This window comes from Microbacterium testaceum (genome assembly GCF_006539145.1).
Taxonomy (GTDB): Bacteria; Actinomycetota; Actinomycetes; order Actinomycetales; family Microbacteriaceae; genus Microbacterium; species Microbacterium testaceum.
In genome coordinates this window covers 1-17,151 of record NZ_BJML01000021.1, presented here as the reverse complement: position 1 = coordinate 17,151, position 17,151 = coordinate 1, and the positions used below count along the sequence as shown (strand labels likewise).

Annotated in this window: 17 protein-coding genes; 9 read left to right on the top strand and 8 right to left on the bottom strand. The window is 69.3% G+C overall.

Going from position 1 to position 17,151, the window contains the following annotated elements; genetic code table 11:
• Together MTE01_RS16825 and MTE01_RS16820 are read left to right on the top strand one after the other, a co-directional pair.
• Positions 1-351 (top strand): hypothetical protein (locus MTE01_RS16825; RefSeq protein ID WP_218026385.1); only part of this gene is annotated, 351 nt, incomplete at its 5' end.
• Positions 352-448: 97 nt separating this feature from the next.
• Complete coding sequence (locus tag MTE01_RS16820) at positions 449-991, top strand: hypothetical protein (RefSeq protein ID WP_141378446.1); 543 nt, start codon at positions 449-451, stop codon at positions 989-991.
• A 304-nt stretch (positions 992-1,295) separates the two neighbouring features.
• Here the strand turns inward: MTE01_RS16820 and MTE01_RS16815 are convergent, their stop codons facing one another.
• The 8 genes from MTE01_RS16815 to MTE01_RS16775 form a co-directional block, all read right to left on the bottom strand.
• Entirely contained in the window at positions 1,296-1,544 is a 249-nt protein-coding gene (locus MTE01_RS16815) for a glutaredoxin family protein (protein WP_141378445.1), read from the bottom strand.
• Between the two features lie 981 nt (positions 1,545-2,525).
• Complete coding sequence (locus tag MTE01_RS16805; RefSeq protein ID WP_141378444.1) at positions 2,526-3,809, bottom strand: allantoate amidohydrolase; 1,284 nt, start codon at positions 3,807-3,809, stop codon at positions 2,526-2,528.
• A gap of 16 nt (positions 3,810-3,825) precedes the next feature.
• The gene (locus MTE01_RS16800) at positions 3,826-5,058 is read right to left on the bottom strand and encodes a pyridoxal-phosphate-dependent aminotransferase family protein (protein WP_141378443.1); all 1,233 of its coding nucleotides are present in this window, start codon (positions 5,056-5,058) and stop codon (positions 3,826-3,828) included.
• 175 nt (positions 5,059-5,233) lie between these two features.
• A complete protein-coding gene (locus tag MTE01_RS16795) occupies positions 5,234-6,871 on the bottom strand; it encodes an AtzH-like domain-containing protein (RefSeq protein ID WP_246078350.1) in 1,638 nt (545 codons plus the stop codon).
• A gap of 241 nt (positions 6,872-7,112) precedes the next feature.
• Positions 7,113-8,267 carry an acetamidase/formamidase family protein gene (locus MTE01_RS16790; RefSeq protein ID WP_174799721.1) on the bottom strand — a complete coding sequence of 385 codons (1,155 nt, stop codon included), beginning with the start codon at positions 8,265-8,267 and terminating at the stop codon, positions 7,113-7,115.
• 44 nt (positions 8,268-8,311) lie between these two features.
• The gene (gene allB, locus MTE01_RS16785; RefSeq protein WP_141378442.1) at positions 8,312-9,646 is read right to left on the bottom strand and encodes an allantoinase AllB; all 1,335 of its coding nucleotides are present in this window, start codon (positions 9,644-9,646) and stop codon (positions 8,312-8,314) included.
• Positions 9,647-9,697: 51 nt separating this feature from the next.
• Positions 9,698-10,537 (bottom strand): aspartate/glutamate racemase family protein, encoded by an 840-nt coding sequence (locus tag MTE01_RS16780; RefSeq protein ID WP_170210744.1) that lies wholly within the window; start codon positions 10,535-10,537, stop codon positions 9,698-9,700.
• On the bottom strand, positions 10,534-12,207 hold the full coding sequence (locus MTE01_RS16775; protein ID WP_246078349.1) for an NCS1 family nucleobase:cation symporter-1: 1,674 nt from the start codon (positions 12,205-12,207) through the stop codon (positions 10,534-10,536). Before MTE01_RS16775 ends, MTE01_RS16780 begins: the two co-directional genes overlap by 4 nt.
• Before the next feature lie 160 nt (positions 12,208-12,367).
• Between MTE01_RS16775 and MTE01_RS16770 the strand changes: the two genes are divergently transcribed.
• The 7 genes from MTE01_RS16770 to MTE01_RS17255 form a co-directional block, all read left to right on the top strand.
• Complete coding sequence (locus MTE01_RS16770) at positions 12,368-13,006, top strand: helix-turn-helix domain-containing protein (protein ID WP_141378441.1); 639 nt, start codon at positions 12,368-12,370, stop codon at positions 13,004-13,006.
• A 207-nt stretch (positions 13,007-13,213) separates the two neighbouring features.
• Positions 13,214-13,741, top strand: coding sequence for a 2-oxo-4-hydroxy-4-carboxy-5-ureidoimidazoline decarboxylase (gene uraD, locus MTE01_RS16765; RefSeq protein ID WP_141378440.1), 528 nt, complete (start codon positions 13,214-13,216; stop codon positions 13,739-13,741).
• Positions 13,738-14,058 (top strand): hydroxyisourate hydrolase, encoded by a 321-nt coding sequence (uraH, locus tag MTE01_RS16760; RefSeq protein ID WP_115916147.1) that lies wholly within the window; start codon positions 13,738-13,740, stop codon positions 14,056-14,058. The genes uraD and uraH overlap by 4 nt, the downstream gene beginning before the upstream one ends.
• An 8-nt stretch (positions 14,059-14,066) precedes the next feature.
• Positions 14,067-15,251 carry an FAD-dependent urate hydroxylase HpxO gene (gene hpxO, locus MTE01_RS16755; RefSeq protein WP_116238818.1) on the top strand — a complete coding sequence of 395 codons (1,185 nt, stop codon included), beginning with the start codon at positions 14,067-14,069 and terminating at the stop codon, positions 15,249-15,251.
• A gap of 150 nt (positions 15,252-15,401) precedes the next feature.
• On the top strand, positions 15,402-15,683 hold the full coding sequence (locus tag MTE01_RS16750) for a hypothetical protein (protein WP_116238819.1): 282 nt from the start codon (positions 15,402-15,404) through the stop codon (positions 15,681-15,683).
• Positions 15,680-16,948 carry a putative T7SS-secreted protein gene (locus MTE01_RS16745; protein WP_116238820.1) on the top strand — a complete coding sequence of 423 codons (1,269 nt, stop codon included), beginning with the start codon at positions 15,680-15,682 and terminating at the stop codon, positions 16,946-16,948. The genes MTE01_RS16750 and MTE01_RS16745 overlap by 4 nt, the downstream gene beginning before the upstream one ends.
• A partial coding sequence (locus MTE01_RS17255) for a hypothetical protein (RefSeq protein WP_218026384.1) occupies positions 16,945-17,151 on the top strand: 207 nt, incomplete at its 3' end. The genes MTE01_RS16745 and MTE01_RS17255, both read left to right, overlap by 4 nt.

The window sequence follows — 17,151 nt, the reverse complement described above, 5'->3', positions numbered from 1 at the left end:
CACGCACACACCACCACCACACACGCACACACCACCACCACACACGCACACACCACCACCACACACGCACACACCACCACCACACACGCGCACGAAGGAACGACTATGAGCACCCTGATTCAGGTGGACGCTCGCAAGAGGATCACCCTCGGCTCGCTTGCCCACCACACCCAATACATCGCCACTGAGCAGTCAGATGGCAGCGTCCTACTCGAGCCGGCGGTCGTTATGACCGCAACGGAACGAGCTTTCCTCGCGGATGAAACCCTGTCTGCCGCTCTGGCGCGAGTGAACGCCACCCCCCAGAACCGTCGAACCCGTCAGCGCTCACGCGCAAGCGAAGCAGCCTGACACTCTCGAGCACGATCAAGAAGGGGGTCAGCCAACAGGCTGACCCCCTTCTCTTCTTGGCGCGGCTCGAAGGGATACGCTCAGCCCGGGGGCAGCAATGGGTTCACACCACTTCGAGACACTTCGACGGGTCGTCATCGACGCGTCTAAAGGAAGCTCCTGGGCGAAAGCCGTTCGGGAGTGGCAGGTAACGGGGGTCGAGGAAGATCCCACCTCCACCGGCTCCTGCGTCTGTGGAAAGAACAACCTGCGCTACCTCTATCAAATCGAGAACCACCACACGGGTGGGGCACTGTTTCCGATCGGCAGCGTCTGCGTCAACCTATTCGAGGTCAAAACCCTTAAACGCGACGTCAAGGTGCTCCGCCGCCTATTCGATCTGCGCGCGGCCTTCACCGCTCACCGACGAGTGGAGCTCAAGGACGGGCACTTCACGCGGAACGTCCTGGCCGACCTCTGGGAAAATGGGGCCTTCCCTGACAACAGATACAACCGCGAGAACGGGGAGAACGACTACAAGTTCCTCCTGGATCTGTTCAACAGGCAGCGCCCCCCGACGGCGAATGAACGCAAGAAGGTATGGGCCCTGATCAACAGAACCATCAGACCTTTCGTGCTGCAGGACGATCGCTTGAAGTAGGTTCGAGTCCCGCGTGCCAGCTCAGGGGCGGAAGTCGTAGTCTTCGTCGCGGCCGCTGGAATCGTAGGTTTCCTCGTCCCCCGCGAAGGGCATGGTCCCATTGTCGGGTTCATCGGGCTCGTTCCCCCACGACGAATTCTCATCGAGATGATCCTCACCAATCATGCATCGGCAAGGGAACGACCGCTGATCGATCACTGCGCCGTCAGCCCCAATCTCGTTGACGAAACGGTCGTGCGCGGAACCTGTAGGCAACGGCTCCTGAGGTCTTCACCGGCGCTCCCCCTTGCTTAGCTGGGCGCAGTCAGGTTGCCAATAGCTTGGCGACGCGTTCGATGTGGTCGGGGCGCATGTCGCACCAGTGGTCTTGGTCGTCGACGACGACGGCGGGGGCTTTGGTGTAGCCGAGTTCTTGGGTGACGTACGCGTAGGCGGCGGGGTTCCCGGTGATGTTCACTTCGACGTAGGGGACGCCCTTGCCGTCGAGCATGAGTTTTGTCATGGTGCACTTCCCGCAGCTGGGGCCGGTCGTGTACACGGTGAGCTTTTCCATCGCTTCTCTCCTCCTCGTTTTTTGGGGTGAAGGCGACTTGTCACCGTTAGAGAGGACGGCTGGTGTGCAACCCCGTGGGGCGGTGGGGGAGAGAGTTTCGGCGCGAAATAAGGGAGCGCAGCGACCGTGTGCCGAAAGTCTCGGCGGAGGCGTCGGCGTAGCCGATTGCGGACCGGGTGGCCGAACGTACACTGCCGCAGGCTTCACCCCCAATAAACGGGCCGTAGGCCTGGTCAGAGCACGCCGGCCCACAGGGCCGGCGTACCGCTTGTTACAGACCTACAGACTTACGGATTTCGTCTTCGGTGTCGCCACGGAGGGTTTCGCGCTGCTGCAAAAGGAGGTCGATCGCGACACGGATCAGCGTGTTCTCCGTGATGCGTGGGGTACCCGTTCGCTTGACGCGGTTGAGGCGGCGGGCTTGCTCGGTGAGGTCCGAGTACTGGTCCCCACGGAGCCGCGTTTCTTTACGCTCAAACGCTTTGTAGCCCGCCTGGGTGGGCTGCTCCTTTGCCGGCGAGCTCGCGGGCTCGGGAGCGGGGGGAGCGCTCGGGCTGACCGGAGGTGCGGGTTCGGTTGCGGTGGGCGGAGGGGCGGGGGTTTCCTCGAGCCTTCCGAGCATGGCCGAGAGGTCTGCGCGTGCCATCAGGCCTTCGCCTCCTTAGGGGTCGGGGTGTGGTTGGCCCAGATAGCCATGAGTTCCATGGCGACATGGGTGTAGTCGAAAATGGCGTTCGAATTCTGACGGGTGTTGGGGTACTGGGTGACGACGCGGCCGGTCAAGGGCGCGTCGGCGTGGGCGACGTAGAGGCGAATGTTTGCTTGAATCGCGGGAGTTTGAGGCCGTCGTCGACGAGCCGTTCCCAGTGCTCGAGTTGGCCGGCGCGACGACGGTCCATCTTGCTCACCGCACGACACGAACACGGCGAACAGTGAGGGCGATGTCGGCCGCCCGGGAACCACGCTCGACCGACGGCGGTGTCAGCGCCGCTCGGCCCCCAGGTGCAGCACCGCCTCGGCCAGCGCGCGGATCCCCGCCGCCACATCCGCTCCGGCCACGGCTTCGTCGGGGTGATGGCTGATGCCGTCGGGGTTGCGAAGGAACAGCATGCCGACCTCGGTGATCGCGCCGATCGACATCGCGTCATGGCCCGCACGGCTGAAGAGGGTCGGTGCTTCGCCGCCGATGCCCGCCCGCACCACGTCCTGCAGCAGGGGTGCGCAGAACACGGCCGGGGCGCTGTGCACCTCGCGCGCGGTCCAGCGGAGCCCGCGACGGCCCATGATGGCGTCGAGTTCGCGTGCGATCTCGTCCCACGCGTGGTCGCGGGAGTCGTCGAACTCTCCGCGCAGGTCGAGAGAGAAGTGCGCCTCGCCCGGGACGACGTTCACGGCTCCGGGGAAGGCCTCGAGCTGGCCTACGGTACCCACGATGTGGTGCTCACCCCGGCAGATGCGTTCGACCGCGAGGGTGGCCTCGCTCGCGCCGAGGAGGGCATCGCGGCGCATGTCGTAGGGCGTGCCGCCGGCGTGGCGGGCCTCCCCCTCGACCACGAGCTGGAACCGCCTGGCCGACGCGATCGACGACACCGCGGCGAGCGCCTGCCCGCTGCGGTGCAGTTCCGGTCCCTGCTCGATGTGCGCCTCGAGATACCCGACGAGCTGCTCGGGGCGACGGGCGGCCTCCCCCACGCGACCGGGATCGAGCCCGAACTCGCGGAAGGCTTCGCGCAGCGTCGAGCCGTCGGCATCGGTCAACTCCCACCAGGACTCGTCCCACTGCCCGGCCACGGCCGACGACCCCAGCAGGGCCTTGCCGAAGCGCGTGCCCTCTTCGTCGCTGAAGGCGACGACCTCGAGCGCGAAGGGGAAGGGACTGGATGCCGTTCCCTCGGCGTCGACCCGGCGGATCAGTCGCACGACCTCGAGCGCCATCAGCACCCCGACGATGCCGTCGAAGCGTCCGGCGTCCGGGACGGTGTCGAGGTGCGAGCCCATCAGCAGCGCCGGCGCATCGGGGGCTCCGGCGGGGGCGAGGCGTCCGATCTGGTTGCCCGCCGCGTCCTGGCGCGTGGTCATGCCGAGCTCGCGCATCCATTCGGCGGCGAGCCGGTTCACGCGGGCATGCTCGGGCGAGAGGTAGACGCGCGTGATGCTCCCGGGAGTCGAGGTGACGCGGGCCAGCTCTTCGCAGCGACCCATGACGCGGCGGGCGGCCGACGCGATGAGATTGGGGGCGACCTGCAGGCGGGTGGCGGTGCTCATGCGCGAACTCCCGGCCTCACGAGCGAGCCGCCGCGTAGACGCCCTGGGCCGCCTCGACGCCCCCGCTGGCCGGCACCGCCGCACCGTGGCGCCGCAGCACCGTCTCGAGAGCGGCGAGGGTGGTCAGCACGGCGTCGGTGCGGGCGTTGTACCCCATCGTGCCGATGCGCCAGACGCGGCCGTGGAGCGGACCGAACGAGGTGCCGATCTCGATGCCGAAGTCGCTGAGCAGCTCGCTGCGCACGGCGTCGCCGACCACGGCATCCGGAATCTCCACCGCCACCACGTTGGTCATCTTGTGGGCCACGTCGCCGAAGACGGTGAGCCCGAGGCCTTCGACGCCGGCGAGCATCGCGTCGCCGTGCAGCCGGTGGCGCTCGATCACGGCATCCCGGCCCTCGAGAAGCAGCACGCGGGCGCACTCGCGCGCGCCGTAGAGCATCGTGGTGGCCTCGGTGTGGTGGTTCAGGCGCCGGGGTCCCCAATAGTCGAGGATCATCGCGAGGTCGAAGTAGTTCGAGCGGATGAAGTCGGATGCCACGGCATCGCCCTCCTCCCGGATTCCGGCCTCGACCCGGGCGCGCGAGCGCACCACCTCGACGGCGCGGTCGGAGAGGCTCAGCGGCGCCGAGCCCGAGGGGCCGCCGAGGCACTTCTGCAGACCCGCGGTCGCGGCGTCCAGGCCCCACGCGTCCATCTCGAACGGGTTGCCGCCGAGCGAAGCGGTGGCGTCGGTGTAGAACAGCGCGCCGTGCGCGCGGCAGATCTCGCCGATCTCGTCGAGCGGTTGGAGCATCGTGGTCGAGGTGTCGCCCTGCACGCACGCGACGAGGTGGGGTTTCACCCGCTCGACGGCCTCGCGGATCGTCGGCACCGGGAAGACCTGTCCCCACGGCACCTCGATCGTGTGGACATCGGCGAGAGCGCGCTCGGCGATCTCGGCCAGCAGGTGGCCGAAGCGGCCGAACACGGGCACGAGCACGCGATCGCCGGGGCGGATGAGCGAGACCATCGCGGCCTCGATGCCCGCGCGACTCGTGCCGTCGATGAGCAACGTCGCGTCGTTCGTCGTGCCCCAGACCTGGCGGTACAGCTCCTGCGTCTCGGTCATCGTCGCCGTCATGAACGGGTCGTACTGGCCGACGAGCGGCGCCCCCATCGCGCGCAGCACGCTGGGGTACGCCGAGATCGGGCCGGGGCCCATCAGCAGGCGGGCGGGCGGGTCGATCGGGCCGGGGAGGTGGGACATCAGGACTCCGTGGTACGGGAACGGGACTTCGGGCGGGCGGGACGACACGGTGGCAGCGACGGAGCGGGCCGAACTCCTGAAGAACCGACGGCAGCCACCACCTCGGGGAGGGCCACCGCCGCCACGGGGGAGAAAGTCAGGAGTCTCGCACGGCCCGACGACGGGACGACGCGACTCACCGGGCAACCCCCGCGCCGGCGGCCTCGGCGAGGCGCCGGGCCAGGCGCACGAGGGCGATATCGGTACCGGCCCGAGAGACGAGACAGACCCCGACCGGGGCGCCGTCGACGGTGAGCAGCGGCACCGACACAGCGGGAAGACCCGCGATCGCGGCGGGCGCCGTCATCCGCAGGGTTGCGGCCCGCACGGCGTCGACATCGGCGGTGCGCTGCGGCGCGGGGCCGGGCACGGTCGGGAAGATCATGACGGCCCCGTCGACCAGTTCGGCGAAATGCGCGGCGATCGGCTCGAGGTGTTCGCGCGCGGCGGCTTCGTCGGCCGCGGTGATGCGCGAGGCGATCTCGAAGCGCTCCGCCACGGCGGGGCCCACGGCCCCGGGGTGCGCCCGCAGCCACTCGCCGTCGTTGCGCCATGCCTCGGCGCCCTGCACCGTGCGGAACGCCGTGAACGCGGCATCCAGGTCTCCACTCGACACGGCGCGGAACGGCGGCGGATCGTCGGATGCCGACAGCCCGGCGAGCAGCCGCGAGAACGCCTCGCGGGTCGCGGGCTCCACGCACGCGAGGATCTCCTCGGGCACGAGGAAGCGCCAGGGGAGATCTTCCCCGGAGGCACCCTGGACGTTCTCGGTCGAGGACGAGCCGTCGTAGCTCAGGCACCAGTCGGCGACGCGCTGCAGCGTCTCGCCGTCGCGCGTGAGCCAGCCGATCGTGTCGAACGATTGCGCGAGGGGGAGCATGCCCTGCCGGGGCACGAGGTCGTGGGTCGTGCGCAAGCCCCAGAGCCCCTGGTACGACGCGGGCACGCGGATCGAGCCGGCCGTGTCGGTGGCGAGACCGATATCGGCATGGCCGAGGGCGACGGCGGATGCCGGTCCGCTCGACGATCCGCCGGGAAGAGCACCCACCACCGCGCCGTTGGGCGGGGTGCCGTAGTGCACATTGTCTCCGGCGATCGAGTAGGCGAACTCGTCGGTGCGGGCGATCCCGCGCAGCGACGCCCCGGCGCGCAGGAGGTCGGCGACGGCGGGGGCAGTGGCCTTCTCGGGTCGCGCTTGCTCGAGGTACGTCGGGTTGCCCGCGCCGATGCGGAAGCCGGCGATCGCGAAGAGATCTTTCACGGCGACGGTCAGGCCCGCGAGCGGCCCCTCCCATGCGCCCTGCTGGAAGGGGTCGCCGACGCTGCGCCAGATGGTCCTGTCGAGCGGGGGCGTGCGCGGCGCGACGTGAGCGGCGGTGATGAGCCACCGACCGTCGAGGCGTTGCCACACCTGCGTCTGCAGGCCGCGGCCTCCGCCGTGGAAGCGCGAGACCGACATGAGCAGGGCGGCATCCGGCGAGAGCGGCCGGTAGTGCACCTCGGCGATGTCGCGCGGGGGCACGCCTCCGCGCAGCGAGCGGAACCCGCTGATCGCGTCGTGCCCGACGAGCAGTCCCGCCGGGTCGCCGCGCAGGGTGTCGGGCCCGGGCGCGAAGAAGGCGTCGAGCGCGTCGAGGTCGTTCGCGACGATCGCGCGCTCATACGCGTCGAACGCGGCGCGGAGGTCGGCAGGGATCGGCGCCGTGTCGGAAGCTTCGGGCGCGGGGCCGGTCGGCACCGACCCGGCGGCGGCGGTCTCGGTCGGCGGGGTCATGGCATCCGTCACGAGCGTCGCCCGCCTCTCAGCTGCGTTGAGTGTCCAAGAAACCCGGACACCCAGGAAAATCGTCCGGGTGTTTTGGACACTCGACCGGAAGGAGCCACCTCAGGGACGCCCCGCCTGAACGGCGGGCCCGCGGCGTCGACGTCCCGCGGCGCGCGCGCGACATGGGCGTCGAAGGCCAAGTCGGCGTCGGCGGCCTCGGCGCGGGCCAGGGCGGCGGCGAGAACGGGGCTCATGCGGCGTCTCCTTCGGGAGCGGATGCCAATGCCTCGGGCTCCACGGCCGGAACACCCGCGAAGTCGGCTTCGCGGATGCGCGCGTGCACGCCCGAGACGATGTCGACGACCTGCGAGATGTCGAAGTCGGTCGCCGCCGACAGGTACGCGTAGGCGAGGTGCTCGTCCATGCCCCATCGGCCACCGAGCAGCGCGAGCGACGAACGCACGCAGGCGCGCATCGCGGCGTCGAGGTCGGGGTCCATCCCGGTCGGCACGAGGTAGTCGGGGGTCCGCACCAACGGGCCGGTGACCTCGCCGAAAGCGGCGCGGGCGGCGTCGGCGGGGATGACCTCGAACCGCAGGGTCGCCCGCAGCGATGCCTCGAGTGCGGTGAGCGCGACCTCGCCGTCGCCCTGGGCGAAGTGCGGGTCGCCGATGTAGGCGAGCGCCCCCTCGACCTGCACGGGGAGGAAGAGGGTCGCGCCCTCGATGAGAAGGTTGATGTCGATGTTGCCGCCGTGGGGGCCCGGCGGGACGGAGTGCGGACGCTCGTCGCCGGCGACGGCCACCCCCATCGTGCCGAGGAACGGCGCGAGCGGGAACGACACCACGGCATCCCCTCCCTCGACGAGGGGAAGCGTGCCGTGCAGGATGCCGTCGCGCTCGGCGACCGCGGCGAACACGCTGACGTTGTGCTCGCCTCGGGGCAGCTCGCCGACGAGGGCGCCCTTGCCGTGCCGGTTCGAGATCACGCCGTACGGAACGCGCGGGACGAGCGACTCGACCGTGATCTTGACCAGGTCGCCGGGATGCGCGTCTTTCACGTGCACCGGGCCGACGACGACGTGCGGTCCGTCGGCGAAGGGATCTCGAGCCACGGATGCCGCGATCTCGATCGCGTCGACGAGCACGTCGTCGGCGGCGACACCGTGCGCGGCGAAGTACGCGGCGGGGTCTTTGCCCTGGTCGTCGAGGATGCCCTCGTGGCTCACGGTGTCGATCGTCACGCTCTCGCCCGAGGAGATCTCGAGCACGGGGGCGTCGGTCGCGCAGGGGAGGCGTCCCCACAGCACGGTGTCGGGCGTGGCTGGGAGGTAGTGGGCGGCGGGGATGGGGCCCTCACCGGGCTGCAGGATCGGCACGGCGGGGACACGGGTCCCCCCGGGAATCCCCGCCGTGGTCAGGGCGCCGGGCTCGGGCGCCGTGGCGGCGCTCACGCCTGTACCGCCGTCGCCGTGCGCAGGATCTCGCGCCCCTCACGCTCGGTCACCGCGGCCCCGCGACGGTAGACCGGCTCGCCGCGCAGCCACGTCTCGCGGACGACCCCCGTGAGGGTCTGACCGTGCCAGGGCGAGACGGGGTTGCGGTACTCGAGGGCCGCGGCATCCACCGTGAACTCCTCGTCAGGAGCGAACGCCATCAGGTGCGCGGGAGCGCCGGGGGCGATGACGCCCAGCCCCTCGAGGCCCGCGATGCGCGCGGGTCCGGTCGTCATCAGGGGCAGCAACGACTCGAACGCGAGTCCCCGCTCGCGGGCCGTGGTGTGCACGGCCGACAAGCCGGTCTGCAGTCCCGCGATCCCACCCCACGCGAGACCGAAGTCGGGGTTGCCCTTCAACTCGACGGTTGCGGGTGAGTGGTCGCTGACGATCGCGTCGATCGTGCCGTCGACGACACCAGCCCAGAGCAGGTCGCGGTTGGCGCCGCCGCGAATGGGCGGGCAGCACTTGAACGCTCCCGCGCCGTCCGGCACCGCCGACGCGTCGAGCGTGAGGTAGTGCGGGCACGTCTCGACGGTGAGGCGGACGCCCTCGGCCTTCGCCGCGCGGACGGCGTCGAGCGCTCCCCCGTCGGACACGTGCACGATGTGCGCCCGGGCGCCCGTGCGGCGGGCGGCGTCGATGACGCGGAGGATCGCGGCGCGCTCGCTCATCGGCGGGCGACTGGCCTCGAAGTCGCTGTAGCGCTGCCCCAGAGGGCCGTCGGCGTGCAGATGTGCGGGGTCTTCGGCATGGACGATCAGAAGCCCGTCGAACTCGGCGAGCTCGGCGAGGCACCGCTCGAGCTGCTCGGCATCGAGATGGCCGAACTCGTCGATCCCGCTGGGAGAGAGGAAGCACTTGAAGCCCATGACCCCGGCGTCGGCGAGAGCACGGAGCGACCCGAGGTTCTCGGGGACCGCGCCGCCCCAGTACGCGACATCGACGGCGAGCTTTCCTGCGGCGGCCCGGCGCTTGGCATCCAGTGCCTCGACGGTCGTGGTCACGGGGAGGCTGTTCAGCGGCATGTCGACGATCGTGGTGACGCCTCCCGCGGCCGCCGCGGCGGTGCCCGTGGCGAAGCCCTCCCACTCGGTGCGGCCGGGCTCGTCGAGATGCACATGCGAATCGACGAGCCCGGGCAGCAGCACCGCGTCGGCGGGGAGGACCGTGTCGGCGGAGGCGTCGAACGGCTCGAGGGCGTCGATCACCCCGTCGTCGATGACGACCGTGGCGGGCGCGAAAGCCCCGTCGACGAAGACGCGGCGGGCGGCGATCCGGGTGCTCATGCCGTTCACGCTAAGCGCCTCGCGTTTCGCCGATGTAACCGTCATCAACATTCATGCGAACACCTTCGAGGTGACGACGGCGGCGCGGGGCGGTGTCGCTGCCCCCGGCGCGTCAGAAGTCACCCCGGGGCCACCGGCCGACGGGTGCGGCGACACATCGCGCTCGCCCAGCACTCCGAGGCCACCGGCGAAGGCCCGCGGCGGCCGTGCGTACTCGTCGCGCTTGCTCGTACCGAGCCCCATCCGCACCATCCCGGATGCCATGCCCACCGCCGCCGCGACCCCGTCGACGACCGGAATACCCACGCGTGCCGTGAGCTCGATGCAGAGATCGGCCATGCCTGCGCACCCGAGCACGATGACGTCGGCGCCCCCGGCGGCCGCGTCGGCGCTATACCGCGCGATGGTCTCCACGGCGGGCGAGTCGGTGTCCTCGAGGTCGAGCACGGGAATCCCCGTCGCGGCGAGCGAGACGCACGCCCGCTCCATGCCGTACCGCGACACGAGGTCGTGCGCGCGCCCCAGCGTCCGGCTGAGCGTCGTGACCACCCCGAAGTGCCGGCCCGACACCGCTGCCAGGTGCATCGCCGCCTCGGCGATGCCCACCACCGGCACCTCGACCAGCTCGCGCGCCGCGTCGAGCCCCGGGTCGCCGAAGCAGGCGATCACGTACGCGTCTGCGGGGTCGGTTCCGTCGCGGTCCGCCGCGATCAGCTCGACCACGGCGGCGGCCGCCGCGATCTCGTCGGTGTGGCTCTCGATCGCCGCCGCCCCGACGCTCGGGCACACGGCATCGACGATCACATCGGGTCCCGCCACCCCCCGGGCGGCGTCCGCGATCTTCGCGGTCATCGCCCGGGAGGTGTTGGGGTTGATGAGCAGGATCCTCACGCGAGCGCCTCGCGGGAAGTCGTACCGGGGGCCGCGGCATCCGGAACCGTGCTCGTCACGACGGCGACCGGAGCCGAGACGGCCGACGGCTCGGATGCCGTGGTGGCGGCGGCTCCGTCGACGGTGCCGTCGGAGATGCCCTCGGTCTCGCCGTCGAACGTCGGGATGCGGGGGTCGAGACGCTCGAAGAACAGGAACAGCACGTAGCCGAGACCGCAGCCGATGAACCAGCTGTAGTCGCTGATGGCGGCGATGTCGAACAGGCCCAGGTCGGCGAAGAGCTTCGGGAAGATCGCGATCGCGACCGTCGGAACACCCGCGAAGACGACGGCCTTGACCGCGTTCGGGTTGAAGCCGTTGCGGTACCAGTAGGGCCCCTGGGTGTCCATCGTGAACATCGCGTCGACCTTCACCCGCTGGCGAGCGGCGATGTAGTAGCCGGCGATCAGGATGCCGAACAGCGGGCCGATCAGCGCGCCCAGCACACCGAGCGAGTAGTGGATGGCGTCGGCGTTGGAGTACCAGTTCCAGGGCATGAGGAAGGTCGACCCGACGGCGGCGATCATGCCGCCCGCGCGCCACGAGATCTTCTTCGGGGCGACGTTGGAGAAGTCGAAGGCGGGCGAGATGAAGTTGGCGACGATGTTGATGCCGACCGTGGCCGTGACGAAGGTCAGGCCGCCGAGCAGGATCGCGAAGGGCGTGTCGATCTGCTCGACAGTCTTGATCGGGTCGGTGATGAGCGCACCGAACACCGGCACGGTGGCCGACGCGGTGATGACGGTCAGCAGCGAGAAGAACATGAAGTTGATCGGCAGACCCCAGAAGTTGCCCTTCTTGACCGCCTCGAAGCTCTTGCCGTAGCGGGCGAAGTCGCCGAAGTTCAGCATCGGGCCGGAGAAGTACGACACGACGAGGGCGATGGCGGCGAACATGACCGGGATGGACGCCCAGAAGTCGAGCTGGGTCGTCGAGAGCGTGAAGGAGATGTTCTGGACGCCGGCCTGCGAGACGAGGTAGACGGCGAGGATGATCATCACGACGTAGACGGCGGGGCCGGCCCAGTCGATGAAGCGGCGGATGACCTCCATGCCGTTCCAGAAGAGCAGGAACTGCGCGACCCAGAGGATCGCGTACGAGATCCAGCCCAGCGCCGACAGGCCCGCGAATGAGACGTCGAGCAGGGCCGCGGAGCCCGGGATGAACTTCAGGAAGATGATGTTGAGCGACTCGGCCGCGAGGAACGTCTGCACCCCGTACCAGGCGATGGCGATGAGGCCGCGGATGATCGCGGGGATGTTGGCACCCCGGATGCCGAAGACCACGCGGTTGATGACGGGGTAGGGCACGCCCGTCTTCTGACTGGGCTTGGCGACCATGTTCGCGAAGACCTGCACGATGACGATGCCCGCGATGAGGGCGACGAACACCTGCCACGACTGAAGACCGAGCGCGAAGAGCGAACCGGCGGTGACGTAACCGCCGACCGAGTGCACGTCGCTCATCCAGAACGCGAAGATGTTGTAGCTCGACCACTTCTGCTTCCGCAGGGGCGCGAGGTCTTCGTTGGCGAGACGATCGTCGTAGTGGGGCTTCATGTTGCCACCCCCGTGGGGGTGGCCGGCGGCCTCCACGAGATCGTGGGGGCCGGTGAGCGGGGTCGAAGTCATGTCAATCCTCTCAGGACGATGGATGCCACGACGTGGAGTCCGCGGCCGGAGTGGAGCTCTGATGTGAAGTTATTGGTTCACATCACCGCGGCGGTTTCGCGTTTGTAACGAGCATGTGAAGTCGCTCCTTCACACCCTCGGCGATCCTTAGACTCGGGGCATGCCGCAGCCATCCCTCGCCGACGCCGTCGAGACTGCCGCTGCCGCCGCTTCCTCCCACGAATCCGAGGCCACGACCTCCGTCGGCACCCGCATCCGCGACCTGCGGCAGGCGCGCGGCATCTCGGCACGCGCCCTCGCGAAGACCCTCGGCATCTCCCCCAGCGCCGTCTCGCAGATCGAGCGCGGCGTGATGCAGCCGAGCGTCTCGCGCCTCATCGCCATCACCGACGCCCTCGGCGTTCCGCTCGTCGCGGCCTTCGACCCGGCATCCGGTCGTTCCGTCGAACCCGCCGGTCCCTCGGGATTCACCCTGCAGCGCGCGGGCCAGTCGCCCGACATCGTGCTCGACAGCGGGGTGTCGTTCCGCCGGCTCACCCCGGGGTCCTCTCCCGGCGTCGACTACTTCGAGTCGATCTACCCGCCCGGAGCGGCCGCGCACGGCGCCGACGGGCTGTTCCACCACGAGGGGTACGAGGTCGGCACGGTCGTCGCGGGCGAGCTCACCATCGACTTCGAGGCCGAGCGCGTGATCCTGCGCGCCGGCGATGCCATCAGCTACCCCTGCTCGGTCCCCCACCGCCTGCACAACACCGGTGACGTGGATGCCGTGGCGCACTGGCTGATCGTGCACGCCTGACGCAGGGCCCGGCTCACCACCCGCGGCGTCTCGCGTCACCAGAACAGGGGAAGACAACCACGACAGGCCGCAACCGGTCGCAACGGCCTGTTCTCATGACATCCCCTGTTCTCGTGACCGCGAACCCCGCCCGGGATGTTGCCCACAGCAACATCGCCGACACATCCCGCTACAGCCGCGTAACGCGCACCGCCTAGCGTGGCGCGTATGCACCTCTCCGACTTCAACGCCGCCGACGATGCCGAAGCGGTCGCCGTCGCCCGCGTCTGGGCCGACGTTCCGGGCTGGGTCGACGCCGTCGTCGCGGGCCGCCCCTACGCGAGCGTCGACGCCCTCGCCGCCTACGCCGGAGACCTCGCCGCCGCGTGGTCGCCTGCCGACCTCGAGGCAGCTCTCCACGCCCACCCCCGTATCGGCGCGAAAGTGTCGGGCGACGGGGCCGAGGCCGCGGCATCACGTCGCGAGCAGGGCTCGATGACATCCGCCGCCGACGATGACGTGGCGGCCATCGCCGCGGGCAACGCCGCGTACGAGGAGCGCTTCGGTCGCGTCTTCCTCATCCGCGCCGCCGGGCGCACGCCGAGCGAGATGCGCGCCGAGCTCGAGCGCCGGCTCGGCAACGACCCCGACGCCGAGACGATCGAGGCCACCCGCCAGCTCGCCGAGATCGCGCTGCTGCGCCTGCGGACCACCTTCGCCGACGACGCTCCCACCGAACCCGAGGACGCCGAATGACCCACGTCACCACCCACATCCTGGATGCCACAGCTGGCACGCCCGCGCCCGGCGTTACAGTGACGCTGGCCCGTCTCGACGGCACCGCGGTCGCGGAGGGGTCCACCGACGCCGACGGGCGCCTGGCCCTTGGCCCCGACCGGCTCGACGACGGCGACTATTCGCTGACCTTCGCGACGGGCGCGTACTTCCGTGGGCGCGACGTGCCGTCGTTCCACCCCGTGGTCACCGTCGCCTTCACCGTCTCGGGCGAGCAGCACCTGCACGTGCCGTTGCTGTTGAGCCCCTTCGCCTACTCGACCTACCGCGGCAGCTGAGGAGCGTCATGAAGGTCATCGTCATCGGAGCCGGAGTCGGCGGAACCTCCGCCGCCCTCGCCCTGCAGAAACTCGGCCACGAGGTCGTCGTCTACGACCGCATGCGCGAGAACCGGCCGGTCGGAGCCGCACTGTCGCTGTGGTCGAACGGCGTGAAGGTGCTCAACTGGCTCGGCCTCGGCCCGCAGGTCGCCGCCCTCGGCGGGCGCATGGACGACATGGCCTACTACGACGGCCACACCGGCGACGAGATGTGCCGCTTCAGTCTCGCCCCGGTCACCGAACAGACCGGCCAGCGCCCGTACCCCGTCGCCCGCGCCGACCTGCAGCAGCTGATGATGGATGCCGTCGGCTCCGACAACATCCACCTCGGCAAACAGCTGACCGGGGTCTACGAGGCCGACGGCATCGTGACCGCCACGTTCGCCGACGGCTCCACCGACTTCGCCGAGCTGTTGATCGGAGCCGACGGCGCCCGGTCGCTCGTGCGGGATTACGTCACCGAGCCCACCGGCATCCGTCCCGAGCGCTCCTACTCGGGGTACGTGAACTACAACGGCCTGGTGGCGGCCGACGAGCGGATCGGGCCGCTCGACCAGTGGACGACGTACGTGGGCGACGGAAAGCGCTGCGCCGTGATGCCCGTCGCGGGCGACCGCTTCTACTTCTTCGTCGATGTGCCCGGGCCCTCGGGCGTGGTCGAAGACCGCATGGCGGCGCTGGAGCACGCCTTCGGGTCGTGGGGCGCACCGGGCGTGCGGGCACTGCTCGACGGCATCGACCCCGACGAGTCGCTCAACCGCGTGGAGATCTGGGACATCGACCCCTTCGACACGTGGGTGCGGGGCCGCGTGGCGATCCTCGGCGACGCGGCGCACAACACCGCCCCCGACATCGGGCAGGGCGCGTGCTCGGCGCTCGAAGACAGCTTCGCGCTCGGCATCGTGTTCGCCACGTCGACCCTCGGCGTCGAGGATTCGCTCAAGCGCTACGAACGCATCCGCACCGAACGCGCGGGCGACCTCGTGCTGCGCGCCCGCAAGCGCGCCCACGAGACCCACGCCTTCGACGTCGCCGCGACCCAGGCCTGGTACGACGGCCTGCGCCGCGAAGACGGCACGGGCGTGATCCGCGGGATCGTCGGCAACATCGAGGGCAGTCCGGTCGAGCTCGGCGCGAGTGTGATGCGCTGAGGACCGCCGGCTCCCCGCTGCCACAGGGAACGATCCCGGGCGAGTGCGGGGAACTCACGTTTCACCCGGGTGAATCCTCCTAGGAGAAGTCGAAGGAAAACAGCGCTCGCGCCATCAAAGCATTACCCTCGTCGGCGAGAGGGGGCTCTCGTGCCAAGATTCTCCGTCGATCCTGAGGCTCTGCGCTCGACCGCCGCGCACATCGAGGGTGTGCGCGACTCCGCGGGTTCATTCGTCGAGACGTGTCCGGCCGATATCGGCCACGCCGCCGCGGCGAAGGCTATCTCGCTTCTTGCGGTCGACACGGCTGAAGCGTGGAGAAGCGCGATCGAGGACCTCGGTCACCTCGTCGAGCGGCTCCGGCAGAGTGCCGACCTGTACGAGAGCACCGATCAAGACCTCGTGGTGCCCGGCGGGACGGTCGAGAGGTGAGCGAACTCGGGCAGACGTCCGACCCGGTCGACCTCATCCCCGGGTCGGTGAGCGGTCTGGACGAATTCGTATCGCGGTGGCGAGAGAATGCACGTACTGCGGGGGACATCGCCGCTCAGCTAACGAGCCTTCCCTCGCCGGAGGGCTGGGAAGGGGCAGCCGCGGACGGCTTCGCTGCCCGTCTCCCCGACGTGGGGACGCAATGGCAACAGCTGGGGGAGTCACTGACCACGGCAGCCGACGCGCTAGACGAATACGCAACCGTACTCGGGTGGGCACAGCAGAAGGCGGGCGATGCCATCGCCATGTGGCAGGTTGCGCAGGCGCAAACGGCCGCAGGGGTCGAGAGCTACCGGCAGGCGGAACGCCAGGCGGGCGCGACAGGCATCGTCCCCTTCTACACAGACGCCGGCGCAGCAACTCGAAGTGACGCGCAAAGTTTGCTCGCCTATGCCCGGTCCGAGGTCCGAGACGCGGGCGACACCGCCGCACATGCGGTGACCGCGATCACGCCGCCGGAAGCACTCACGTGGGAAGGGGCCGGCGCGCTCTTCTTGGGAGCGCTCGTCGTGCAAGGCCAGATTCACTGGGACACCCTGGCGAACCTGGTGAACGGTACCGCCTCGGTCGGTAATGCCATCTTGCGCAATCCAGACGCACTCCTCGCTCTCCTGGGTGGCGGGGCGATGATGATCGGCGGCGGCGCGACAGCTCTCGGTGGTGGAGGGCTGGCCGCGACCGGGGTGGGAAGCGTTCCGGGCGGGGCCGCGGTCGTCGGTGGCGTCGCCGTCGCGGGGACCGGCGGCGCGTTGGCGGCCGCGGGCGCCTCGAAGCTGGCCGGTGAGGCAACCGGCAGCGCGGGTGTCATGCTGATGGAGAAGCAGCATGGGGCCGATCGAGGAGATGGCCGTGACGACTACGGGCAGTTTGCGCATGGGCAAACGAACAAGCCGTGGGTAGATAAGGAAAAAATCGGTCTCGATGAAGTCGAAGCTGAACTGAAGGTCCCGGTGGAGCGCCAGAGGGCTCGGTCTTCGATCGAGGGCTCCACCCAGCAACGCTACTTCGACGGATATGTAAAAAACGACGACGGCACTTATACAGCCATCGAGGTGAAGAGTGGAACGGGTTACGAGAAATACATGAAGAACGCAGAGAACCAGAAATCGTTCGATGATTCCATCTCCCCCGACAACCCTGCAACCGTTACGATCAGGGGGCAGAAAATGACAATCACCGACGTGCTGATATCGGTTGTACCATGACGGTAAAGCGGCACTATTACACGGTCGATGGCTCTCGTTCGACTGAGCTCAAGCCGCGAATACGACCAGCCCGAGAGTTGCTGGAAAACTTGCTCACCCTGATGCAATCCGGCAAACGGTCCACCCTGATGCTCGCGCCAATTCCCGATGCCAAAAACTTTGTCGACTACCTCCATGAGGGCGGAAGCCCGGTCTTCTTGCAG